This window comes from Vibrio eleionomae, assembly GCF_009874545.1.
Lineage (GTDB): Bacteria > Pseudomonadota > Gammaproteobacteria > Enterobacterales > Vibrionaceae > Vibrio > Vibrio nitrifigilis.
In genome coordinates this window covers 23071-35402 of sequence record NZ_WEKT01000027.1, presented here as the reverse complement: position 1 = coordinate 35402, position 12332 = coordinate 23071, and the positions used below count along the sequence as shown (strand labels likewise).

10 protein-coding genes are annotated in these 12332 nt (G+C 43.4%); 1 reads left to right on the top strand and 9 read right to left on the bottom strand.

The window, feature by feature from the left end; all coding sequences use genetic code 11:
• Positions 1-163: 163 nt before the first annotated feature.
• Positions 164-1741 carry a glutamine-hydrolyzing GMP synthase gene (guaA, locus tag F9817_RS14230; protein ID WP_161156668.1) on the bottom strand — a complete coding sequence of 526 codons (1578 nt, stop codon included), beginning with the start codon at positions 1739-1741 and terminating at the stop codon, positions 164-166.
• Positions 1742-1862: 121 nt separating this feature from the next.
• Positions 1863-3323 (bottom strand): IMP dehydrogenase, encoded by a 1461-nt coding sequence (gene guaB / locus F9817_RS14225; protein WP_161156666.1) that lies wholly within the window; start codon positions 3321-3323, stop codon positions 1863-1865.
• A gap of 211 nt (positions 3324-3534) precedes the next feature.
• Here guaB and xseA point away from each other — a divergent pair, with 211 nt between their 5' ends.
• Positions 3535-4866 carry an exodeoxyribonuclease VII large subunit gene (gene xseA, locus F9817_RS14220; RefSeq protein WP_161156664.1) on the top strand — a complete coding sequence of 444 codons (1332 nt, stop codon included), beginning with the start codon at positions 3535-3537 and terminating at the stop codon, positions 4864-4866.
• 35 nt (positions 4867-4901) lie between these two features.
• Here the strand turns inward: xseA and F9817_RS14215 are convergent, their stop codons facing one another.
• The 7 genes from F9817_RS14215 to ispG all read right to left on the bottom strand — a co-directional run bounded on the left by F9817_RS14215 (position 4902) and on the right by ispG (position 12323).
• Positions 4902-5138, bottom strand: a complete 237-nt coding sequence (locus F9817_RS14215) for a zinc ribbon domain-containing protein (RefSeq protein ID WP_161156662.1) — start codon at positions 5136-5138, stop codon at positions 4902-4904.
• Between the two features lie 308 nt (positions 5139-5446).
• Entirely contained in the window at positions 5447-6337 is an 891-nt protein-coding gene (locus tag F9817_RS14210) for an alanyl-tRNA editing protein (RefSeq protein WP_161156660.1), read from the bottom strand.
• Between the two features lie 109 nt (positions 6338-6446).
• On the bottom strand, positions 6447-7931 hold the full coding sequence (gene der, locus F9817_RS14205) for a ribosome biogenesis GTPase Der (protein WP_161156658.1): 1485 nt from the start codon (positions 7929-7931) through the stop codon (positions 6447-6449).
• Positions 7932-8082: 151 nt separating this feature from the next.
• A complete protein-coding gene (bamB, locus tag F9817_RS14200) occupies positions 8083-9243 on the bottom strand; it encodes an outer membrane protein assembly factor BamB (RefSeq protein WP_161156656.1) in 1161 nt (386 codons plus the stop codon).
• Positions 9244-9254: 11 nt separating this feature from the next.
• Positions 9255-9869 (bottom strand): tetratricopeptide repeat protein, encoded by a 615-nt coding sequence (locus F9817_RS14195; RefSeq protein WP_161156654.1) that lies wholly within the window; start codon positions 9867-9869, stop codon positions 9255-9257.
• A gap of 39 nt (positions 9870-9908) precedes the next feature.
• Positions 9909-11174, bottom strand: a complete 1266-nt coding sequence (hisS, locus tag F9817_RS14190) for a histidine--tRNA ligase (RefSeq protein WP_161156652.1) — start codon at positions 11172-11174, stop codon at positions 9909-9911.
• A gap of 24 nt (positions 11175-11198) precedes the next feature.
• Positions 11199-12323 (bottom strand): flavodoxin-dependent (E)-4-hydroxy-3-methylbut-2-enyl-diphosphate synthase, encoded by a 1125-nt coding sequence (gene ispG / locus F9817_RS14185; protein ID WP_161156650.1) that lies wholly within the window; start codon positions 12321-12323, stop codon positions 11199-11201.
• Between the last annotated feature and the right edge of the window lie 9 nt (positions 12324-12332).

Below are 12332 nucleotides of genomic sequence, written 5' to 3'. Positions count from 1 at the left end.
CACCATATTCATGCCATGACTCGATACATAAATTGAGCGTAGAAATAGGCTTGTTGCTTACACTCTGTAATCCTACATTTTGAGGTCATTTGGATATACAGAAATAAAAAAACCCCAGACTTTCGTCTGAGGTTTATATCTATTCATCAAGTGCTGAGGAGGATTATTCCCACTCGATAGTTGCTGGTGGCTTACCAGAAATATCGTAAACAACACGTGAAATGCCATCAACTTCGTTAATGATACGGTTAGAAACCTTACCTAGGAAGTCGTATGGTAGGTGTGCCCAATGCGCAGTCATAAAGTCGATAGTTTCTACCGCACGTAGCGATACAACCCAATCGTATTTACGACCATCACCCATTACGCCAACAGAGCGTACTGGTAGGAACACAGTAAATGCTTGCGATACTTTGTTGTAAAGATCAGCTGCGTGAAGCTCTTCAATAAAGATAGCGTCAGCACGACGTAGCAAGTCACAGTATTCTTTCTTCACTTCACCAAGAACACGCACACCTAGACCAGGCCCAGGGAATGGGTGACGGTAAAGCATGTCGTATGGAAGACCCAGTTCTAGACCTATCTTACGTACTTCATCTTTGAACAACTCACGTAGAGGTTCAACCAAGCCCATTTCCATATCGTCTGGCAGACCGCCAACATTATGGTGAGACTTGATGACGTGCGCTTTACCCGTTTTAGATGCTGCAGATTCGATAACGTCAGGGTAGATAGTACCTTGAGCAAGCCATTTAGCATTCTTAAGTTTGCTTGACTCTTCATCGAATACTTCAACGAAAACTCGACCGATGGTTTTACGTTTTGCTTCTGGTTCATCGATGCCAGCTAGTGCATCAAGGAAGCGAGCTTCAGCATCGACTTTGATGATGTTCAGACCGAACTTATCACCAAACATGTCCATAACTTGTTGACCTTCGTTCAAACGAAGCAAGCCGTTATCTACGAATACACAAGTCAATTTATCGCCAATTGCTTGGTGAACAAGCATTGCCACAACTGATGAATCAACACCACCAGAAAGACCTAGAATGACTTCATCGTCGCCCACTTGCTCTTTAATGCGAGCAACGGCATCTTCAATGATAGAAGCTGAAGTCCATAGACGATCACAACCACATGCGCCCATTACAAAGTTTTCTAGCATTTTCATGCCTTGCTTTGAGTGAGTCACTTCTGGGTGGAACTGTACGCCGTAGTATTTTTTATCTTCGTTTGCCATCGCTGCGTATGGGCAAGTATCAGTAGTACCGATAGTTACGAAGTCTGAAGGGATCTCAACCACTTTATCGCCGTGGCTCATCCAAACATCAAGAAGAGGGCTGCCATCTTCGGCTAATGCATCTTGTAGACCAGCAAACAGTGCAGACTCAGCAGTCACTTTTACTTGAGCATAACCGAATTCACGTTCTTTAGAACCGGCTACTTTACCGCCCAGCTGCTCAGCCATTGTTTGCATTCCGTAGCAAACACCCAACACTGGCACACCTGAATCAAATACATATTGAGGAGCACGTGGTGAGTTTTCTTCGGTAACACTTTCCGGACCACCAGAAAGAATAATACCATCAGGATTAAATTCGCGGATGTCCGCTTCTTCTACATCCCAGCTCCATAGTTCACAGTAAACACCAATTTCACGTACGCGACGTGCAACAAGTTGAGTGTATTGTGAGCCAAAGTCTAGAATTAGAATACGTTGGTCATGAATGTTCTTAGTCATATTGAGCAGTCTTACCAGCTAAGTTTAGAAACGGAGGCGAGTATAACGCCTCCTTCAGAGTCTTCAAGTAAAAAAGCAAACGTTTACCGTCGCTCTTTTACTGGGCGCGAGTCATTCGCAATTAAGCGCGGTAGTTAGGCGCTTCTTTTGAGATTTGTACGTCGTGAACGTGAGACTCTTTGATACCAGCACCTGAGATACGAACGAATTGAGCTTTAGTACGCAGTGCTTCGATATCAGCAGAACCAGTCAGACCCATACAAGAACGTAAACCACCCATTTGTTGGTGTACAATTTCTTTTAGGCGACCTTTATAAGGAGTACGACCTTCGATACCTTCTGGAACAAGTTTGTCAGCAGCGTTATCAGTTTGGAAGTAACGATCTGAAGAACCTTTAGACATTGCACCAAGAGAACCCATACCACGGTATGCTTTGTAAGAACGGCCTTGGAACAAGATAACTTCGCCAGGTGCTTCTTCAGTACCAGCAAGCATTGAACCAACCATAACAACAGAAGCGCCTGCAGCAATCGCTTTAGAAATATCGCCAGAGAAGCGAATACCACCATCAGCAATGACTGGAATACCATACTCATCAGCAACGGCAGCCGCATCAGCAACAGCAGTTACCTGAGGAACACCTACACCTGTTACGATACGAGTAGTACAGATAGAACCAGGGCCGATCCCCACTTTAACTGCGCTAACACCTGCATCGATCAGTGCACGAGCACCTTCTGCAGTTGCTACGTTACCGCCAATGATGTCCAAATCTGGGAATGCAGCACGAGTTTCACGAATACGTTGTAGAACGCCTTCAGAGTGACCGTGTGAAGAGTCGATAAGTAGTACGTCAACACCAGCTTCAACAAGTGCAGCAACGCGTTCTTCATTACCAGCACCAGCACCAACAGCTGCACCAACACGTAGACGACCATGTTCATCTTTACATGCGTTCGGTTTACGTTCAGCTTTATGGAAATCTTTCGCAGTGATCATGCCTTTCAGTTGGAATTCTTCGTTCACAACAAGTACTTTCTCTACGCGAGCACGGTGCATGCGTTCTTGAACTTCTTCGCGAGAAGCACCTTCAGGTACAGTTGCTAGACGATCTTTAGGCGTCATCACAACAGAAACTTGTTTAGTTAAGTCAGTAACGAAGCGAACGTCACGGCCAGTGATGATACCCACTAATTCGTTGTTTTCAGTCACAACAGGGAAACCAGCAAAACCATGCTTTTCAGTCAATGCTTTCACATCGCTGATTGTTGCTTCTGGGCGAACAGTTACAGGCTTAGCAACCACACCAGCTTCAAAGATTTTCACACGGTGAACTTCTTCAGCTTGCTGCTCAATAGACATGTTTTTATGGATGAAACCAATGCCACCTTCTTGCGCAAGAGCAATGGCAAGGCGAGCCTCTGTCACTGTGTCCATAGATGCTGAGATCATAGGAATGTTCAGCGAAATGTTTTTAGTCAGGCGAGTGCGAAGATCGGCTGTGTTAGGTAGGACAGTAGAGTGTGCTGGGACGAGTAAAACGTCGTCAAAAGTCAAAGCTTCTTTTGCGATTCGTAGCATTTGCAATATCTCACAACATTAGGCGTTAAAAGTAAAAAAATCCGCTTCATCGTTTCGCATAATAAAGGGATTCATATTTGATATTGCGAAGGGATTATACGCCCAGAAGATGAGCTTTACCACACATTTTTTTAATTTTTATTTGCAATCCCCCCCTTGATATGTATTATATTGCCGCTAACTTCCATACTCACGTCTCGGAATATTAGTCTTGCCTTCACTATCGAATCAGAATATCTACACTGTTTCTCGCCTCAATGCAGAAGTTCGCTTACTCCTTGAAAATGAAATGGGAATTGTCTGGTTGGTGGGTGAAATATCCAACTTTTCAGCCCCTGTTTCAGGCCACTGGTACCTCACGCTCAAAGATTCTCGTGCTCAAGTACGCGCCGCCATGTTTAAAGGCAATAATCGCCACGTGCGTTTTCGTCCACAAAACGGCCAACAGGTATTAGTAAAAGCGCGCATGTCACTGTATGAACCTCGTGGTGATTACCAAATCATCATTGAAAGCATGCAACCTGAAGGTGATGGACGCCTGCAGCAAGAGTTTGAACAGTTAAAACTTAAACTGGCAGGAGAAGGGTTATTCGCACAAACCTTAAAGAAACCTTTACCGGAAAACCCTCAACGCGTCGGAATTATTACCTCTAAAACGGGCGCTGCTCTGCACGATATTCTCAACGTTCTTAAACGTCGCGATCCCAGTTTACCTATTGTGATTTATCCAACAATGGTACAAGGCGAAGAAGCCGCAATACAAATTGCGCAAGCAATTGGCCGTGCGAATACTCGTAACGAGTGTGATGTATTGATCGTTGGCCGTGGAGGCGGTTCGTTAGAAGATCTTTGGTGTTTTAATAATGAAATCGTGGCTCGCACTATTGCCGCCAGTCAGATTCCAATTATTAGTGCAGTAGGCCATGAGGTCGATGTGACGATTGCCGATTTTGTTGCCGATGTTCGAGCGCCGACACCTTCAGCGGCTGCGGAATTAGTAAGTCGCGATAACAGCCACAAAAAACAAGCATTTGCTAACTATCAGCATAAATTGACCAGCGCATGGCGCTATTATGTTGCGCAGCAAAAATCGTACATTAATCAATTGCAGTACCGGCTGGATAAACAGCATCCAATGTACCGACTCCAGCGTCAACAACAGATACTTGATGAAAGAGAAAATCGTCTTAAACAAGCGATTACTCATCATTTAAACGATACTCGTCGCCATATTTCCAGCCAAGAATATCATTTACAGCTACAATCGCCTGTTAAACGCATTGGTGAACAAAAACACGCTTTACAGATCGCTCAACAAAAGCTCAATGAAGCGATGCAACGTAAAATGATGAAAAGCCGTTACCAATTTGGGTTACTCGCAGAAAAATTGGATACGGTAAGCCCCCTATCTACACTTTCTCGCGGCTACTCAATTACCCAGACCAACAAAGGTAAAGTCATTCGCCACGCCTCAGACGTAAAAAGTGGTGACCAGATAGTCACCCGCTTAGCGGATGGTGAACTAACATCAACCGTTGACTAACTGGTAATATAATAAAGCACGCCACAAGGAAAACCTTATGGCGTGTTTGGTATGATTTGCATTTCAATTCGTACTGTCGATTTAGATTTCAACTCATTGCACGTTGGACAAAAGTAACTTACCGACCCACACGCTTGCAGTTTTTCTAGTTCATTATCACATGTAGGACAGAATGCGACTTTCTTAAAATGCCGTGCACACTCACCACACAGGTAATGTGGACCTTCCCATGTCAATTCTTTATGGCATATAGGGCATTTATTCATACTCATCACTTATTGCTCCGTTGCATTCGATCTACACCAGCAGATCTATTACCATTAAAAGATCTATGTCACATTTTTATGCAAAAATAGATTAATTTTCAACCCAGGATTTGAGATCTTTGGCAAGATCTTTTATGGATCTAACGCTTTATCTATCTTGATCAGCGATCTGCCCTAAAAAGAACTTTTATATAACCACATCCCGAAAGCATAAGTTACATGTTCTGTTTTTCAATTTATAGTAGATATATATTCTATTTGTTTAATGATAAACACTAGTTTTTAGAATTTAATAAAAGGATCATTTATTCTGATCATTCAGTTACAACAGTGTGTATTTCGATATTCTGGTCACCAGAATGCTCAATGTTTACGCGGATTGATGAATAGTCAGACAATGATCGAGCGTGTGTTCCACCACATGGGATCGTAGCCACACCATCACTCCCTAAATCACACTCCCAATAGCGAGAATCGGTTAAATGGGTTCCACTACAAATCAGCTTAATATCATGATTTAATTCTACCCAAGATTCGAGCTGATGATTCACACTTTGTTCGATCAATGTGAGTTGAGAAAGAAAATCTACCGAGTTAAACCCTCTTTTACGTAATGTTTTACCTAGTCGATATCCCACTCTAGCGCATAATGGCTCAATTGAACTCGATTCTTGAGCATAGCTGTGAAAGTCGTAATGGTTAAGGCTATCTTTTCGATCTGCGTCTTTGCGCCAATACCCTTGTTCAGTCAGCACTTTATTCAATGCAAGACTAGTAAGATGCTCGGCACTGTGGGCAAGACTCAATTGCCATTGATAGGTTTCATCAACCACTAGCCGTAGTTTTTGCCTAGGTTGTAAATCAATCAGACCATCTTCAATACGATGGACAACAACAAATACCCAACCTTCAGTATCACGCTTTACCGGAATGTCTTGAGCCACGTAAAGTGTGCCCGTTGCTAACTCTATCGCGCCGGTTAAACAATCAATAACAACGGCGGTTTGACCATTACACTCAACATAACCTTTATCGGCTGGATGATCAGGCCAAATATGACTCACGGGATGAAAAGAGGTCTTATCGGTAACGATATCGATTGTATTATCATGTGTTTTAACACAAATAATCTCACAATCGATAGGAGCAGAGGAACGAGGAAATATCACCTCAGTAGAGTGGAAGATGAGTGCAGTGTTATCCATTAAAAAGCCCTAATGTGATCGCCATTGAGCGAACCGAAAGAATTAAGAGCTCCAGAATAACAAAAAGCCCAAGAAAACTTGGGCTTTTTCAATGATTCTATCGGTAAAATTACTTTTTACGTGATTTCATTGCTGACATTAAACGTTTACGTTTACGCTCTTGAGACAAAGTTAACTTACCGCCTTTATTCTCAAATGGGTTTTCGCTGCTTTGGAATTGCACACGAATTGGTGTACCCATGATTTCTAATGAACGACGGTAGTAGTTCATCAAGTAACGTTTGTATGAATCAGGCAGTTCATTCACTAAGTTACCGTGGATAACGATAATTGGTGGGTTATAACCACCAGCGTGCGCATATTTTAGTTTCACACGACGACCACGAACTAATGGTGGCTGATGATCTTCTGTTGCCATTTTCATAATACGAGTTAGAACAGAGGTTCCAACGCGTGTGGTTGCTGATTTATACGCTTCTTGAACAGATTCATATAAGTGCCCAACACCAGTACCATGTAACGCAGAAATAAAGTGAATACGTGCAAAATCAACAAAGCCTAAACGGCGATCGAGTTCTTTTTTCACGTGTTCTTTTACATCAGTATCCAAACCATCCCATTTGTTTACTGCAATCACAATTGAACGACCAGCGTTCAATGCAAAGCCAAGTAAGCTCAAGTCTTGGTCAGAAATATTTTCACGAGCGTCGATAACCAATAGCACTACGTTGGCATCTTCAATCGCTTTCAATGTTTTAACAACAGAGAATTTTTCTACAGTTTCATTAATACGTTTACGACGACGAACACCAGCCGTATCAATCAAAACATATTCACGACCATCACGTTCCATTGGAATGTAGATAGAATCTCGTGTTGTTCCTGGCATATCGTAAACAACCACACGCTCTTCACCTAAAATGCGGTTAGTCAGTGTTGATTTGCCAACATTAGGACGACCGATGATCGCCAGTTTGATCGGTTGATTTTGCAAACGAGCAAACTCAGCTTCCGCTTCTTCTTCAGTGTATTCGAGCTTTTCTTCTTCAGAATCAACAATACCTGTAAGATCTTCAAGCGCTTTTTTCTCAGCTTCCATTTCTTCAATAAATGGATTCAGTGCACGCTCAATCAAAGCGCTCACACCACGACCATGTGCCGCAGCAATTTGGTAGATACGATCCATACCAAGCTGCCAGAATTCTGCACTAGCAGCGTCTGCATCAACACCATCGACTTTGTTTACTACCAAGAAAGAAGGTTTTTCTGATTTACGTAGATGGTTAGCTATTGCTTCATCTGAAACTGTTAATCCAGCACGACCATCAACTAGGAACAGAACGACATCCGCTTCTTCAATCGCAGCAAGCGATTGTTCCGCCATTTTGTGTTCTACACCTTCTTCCGTACCATCGATACCACCTGTATCGATGACGATAAATTCATGCTCACCGACTTGAGCGCGACCGTATTTACGATCTCGAGTCAAACCAGGAAAGTCTGCGACTAATGCATCCCGTGTGCGAGTCAGTCGATTAAATAGCGTTGATTTACCAACGTTAGGACGCCCAACAAGAGCAACAACAGGTACCATAATAACCTCTACAAATCTTCGTTCTTATGTAGTTATAGGTAAATATTCTCTTTCGAGGTAATTTTTACCTAAAATCACATGTTATTTTGACAGTAATAAAACGGCTCCTAACCGTCACCAGTCAGGAGCCATTTGTGAATTATATCACGATTTATTGTTTGATCGTCAGTTTCTTTACAGAACCATCACGAGTCACAACAACATAGCCATTATCAACAGTAATCGGTGAAATAGCTAAGCCGCTACTATCGATATTCTGTTCAGCAACAAACTTACCGGTCTCACGATCGATCCAGTACAAATAACCTTGAGAATCACCAACAACGACATAGCCGTTAATCATCACAGGTGCTGTAACTAGACGATTTTCTAACTTGTTGTTTTTCCAAAGTTCAGTGCCACTTCGAGCATCAACAGCAACTAAGTGATCGTTATCCGTCACAAGAAAAATAGAGCTACCATCGGTTGCAATATTTTCAGACGACGAATAGTTGCGTTTCCAAATTGGGTTACCGGAACGTAAGTCCATCGCCACAAGTTGGCCATTGTAACCGACTGTGTACAACGTTGAACCAACCAGCAACGGTGAAGAATCGACATCTACCAAACGATCAATTTCCGTTGCACCTTTAGGTTTACCGATCGGGTGCTGCCAAATTAGTTGACCACGCTCAACCACGGCTGCCGCAAGGCGACCAGAAGGTGTTCCCCAGAACACACCACCAGAAAACGCAACAGGTTGGCTATCGCCACGTAAAGTTAATGTTGGCACTTCAGTATTGATCACCCACTCTTGCTTACCTGTTTTCTGATCTAGAGCGATCAAGGTACCACGACTGGTATTGACCAAGACTAAATTACTATCCGTTGCAGGTGTGGCTAGTACTTCACCATCAACAGGCTGTGACCACACTTGTTTACCAGTTTTTTCATCAAGCGCGATGACGCGACCATTTTCACTGCCGATATAAATCTGACCATAGGCAGCAGCAATACCACCGGAAAGACGCGCACTCGTATCACCTTCTAGATCGGTTTCCCAGAGCGTATCCCCAGTTTTAGGATCGAGAGCTTTTACCAAACCGTCACGATCAGCTACAAATACTTTATCGTAATTGTAGTTTGGTGTTAGCTGTGAAAAGTAATCGCCAACACCAGAACCAATCGATGCACTCCACTGAGTCTCAGAAGAAAGTTGATTTTTCACCTGAGGAACGGGAGCCATAATGACGTTATCTTCCTCACCTGCACAACCCGCAAGCAAGCCGAGTACTGATGCTGATAAAAGCACCTTGTTGAACATCTTCTTCATCAACTTGGCCCTTATTTGGCTAGATCGTCCAGTTTCATTTTGAGCGTTTGGCTTGCATCGTTAGCCTGTTGAGCTTGAGTGTATGCTGAGTAAGCACCCTCTTTGTCACCTTTTGCTAATAAGATATCGCCACGTAGCTCTTCAACACGACCTTTCCATGACTCAGCTTTAATGCTATCGAGAGACTTTATGGCCTCATCCTGCTTACCTTGCTCTGCTTGAATACGAGCAATACGCAGTGTAATCACTGGAGTTAATGCAGAATCATCAGTATGAGCTTGTGCCCATTGCAGCTGTTTCAATGCTTCATCAAGTTTACCCGCAGTAACCTGCGCTTTTGATAACTGTACAGCAGCTAACACTGCGTATTGAGTATCTTTGTTAGCGTCAATATACTGCTGAATTTCTTGATCTGATTTAGCGCCATTTGTCGCTAAAGCTTGAACAATTTTGGTGTAATTCGCCGATGCCGCTTCTTGTTCAGCAACCATAGAATCTTGGTAGTAACGCCAGCCAAATAGGCCACCTAGACCGATAATAGCGCCGATCACTACAGCTTTACCGTTCTCTTTCCACCAATCTTTGATCGCGTCAACGGTCTGTTCTTCAGTATCGTAGAGTTCCACTTCCTGTCCTTTTAAATAAGAGTTCTCAAAAATCAGCGTTTAGACGAGATGAGCCAGTTGGCTTGCAACCTCAGCCTGAGCAATCGTAGTTTGCTCACCACCAGCCAGATCTTTAACTACAACAGTGCTATCCGCTACTTCGTTTTCACCAAGAACGAGCGCAACAGCTGCACCCACTTTATCGGCACGTTTAAATTGTTTCTTAAAGTTACCGCCACCGCAGTGGGTCATAATGCGTAAACCGGGTACTTGTTCGCGTAACTGTTCCGCCAACTGCAGACCAGCAACTAAAGTCCCCTCACCCGCTGTCACCATATAAACATCAACAGCACGGCGTAAATCTAGGTTACCAACAGTTTCCATCATTAGAACTAAACGCTCTAGACCCATCGCGAAACCAACTGCAGGGGTTGCTTTACCACCAAGTTGCTCAACCAAACCATCATAACGGCCACCACCACAAACAGTGCCTTGAGCACCTAGGCTTTCAGTGATCCATTCAAAAACAGTGCGATTGTAATAATCTAATCCACGTACTAAACGTTCATTTACGGTGTATTCGATACCAGCCGCATCAAGAAGTTCACACAAACCAGCAAAATGTTGTTTTGATTCTTCATCTAAGTAATCAGACAGTTTTGGTGCATCACCAAGAATGGCTTGGATCGCTGGGTTTTTAGTATCGAGAACACGCAAAGGGTTGGTGTACATACGACGTTTAGCGTCTTCGTCCAATACTTCTTCGTGTTGTTCTAAGAAAGCAATCAAAGCAGTACGGTATTCAGTACGAGCGTCTAAAGAACCAATTGAATTTAACTCAAGACGTAAATGGTCTGAGATTCCCAGTTCACGCCACAGACGTGCGGTCATCATGATCAATTCAGCATCAACATCTGGACCATCAATACCAAAGACTTCGACACCACACTGATGGAATTGACGGTAACGACCTTTTTGTGGACGTTCATGACGGAACATTGGTCCCATATACCAAAGACGTTGTTCTTGGTTATACAGCAAACCATTTTCGATGCCAGAACGAACACAACCAGCAGTACCTTCAGGACGTAGAGTCAAACTGTCGCCGTTGTCGTCAAAGGTGTACATCTCTTTTTCAACAACGTCAGTAACTTCACCAATCGCACGTTTAAATAGATGAGTCATCTCAACGATTGGCATACGCACTTCGCTATAGCCATAAGCGCTGATTACATTTTTTACAATGCCTTCCACTTTTTGCCAAAGTGGAGACTGAGTTGGGAGGCAGTCATTCATACCTCGGATTGCTTGAATAGTTTTAGCCACAATTCTTACCGTAATTCGTTGAGATTAATCTTTGTCTATTTGCTTTACGTCGATACGATTTTTTTCGTCGAGCACCGCTGCTTTTGCGCGAATTTTTGCTTCTAGTTGGTCCACTAAGTCATCATTGTCAAAACGGACTTTTTGTCGCACACCATCTTCATAGAGAGCACTTTTACGGTTACTGCCAGCTAGACCTAAATGAGCGGCTTCTGCTTCACCAGGACCATTAACAACACAACCGATCACAGACACATCCATTGGTGTTAATACGTCTTCTAAGCGCTGCTCTAACGCATTGACTGTACCTATCACATCAAACTCTTGACGAGAACAAGATGGACACGCAATGAAGTTGATGCCACGAGAGCGAATACGCAACGATTTCAGAATATCAAAGCCTACTTTGATCTCTTCCACCGGATTGGCCGCTAATGATACACGTAAAGTATCGCCAATGCCCTCATTCAATAGCATACCAAGACCAACAGCAGATTTAACCGCACCAGCTCGAGCACCACCAGCTTCGGTGATCCCTAAATGCAGTGGTTGATCGATCTGTTTGGCCAATAAACGGTAAGCATCAACAGCAAGGAAAACATCGGATGCTTTCACACTGACTTTGAATTGATCAAAGTTAAGACGATCAAGAATATCGACATGACGCATTGCTGATTCAAGCAACGCTTCAGGTGTCGGTTCACCGTATTTTACTTGCAGGTCCTTTTCGAGCGAACCACCATTCACGCCAATACGAATTGGAATATTTTTATCGCGTGCACAATCTACAACGGCACGAATGCGATCTTCTTTACCAATATTCCCTGGGTTTATACGTAAGCAGTCCACCCCGTATTCTGCTACTTGTAGTGCAATACGATAATCAAAATGGATGTCAGCGACTAAAGGAACCGATACTTGTTGTTTGATCAATTTAAACGCTTCAGCAGCGTCCATAGTTGGTACAGAAACTCGAACGATATCTGCGCCAACTTTTTCTAGCGCTTTGATTTGAGCGACTGTTGCTTCTACGTCAGTCGTTCTCGTATTCGTCATAGACTGCACGGCGATAGGTGCCCCATCGCCAATGGGGACGTCACCCACATAGATTCGTGTGGATTTACGACGTTTAATAGGAGACTCGTGTTGCATAGTAATATT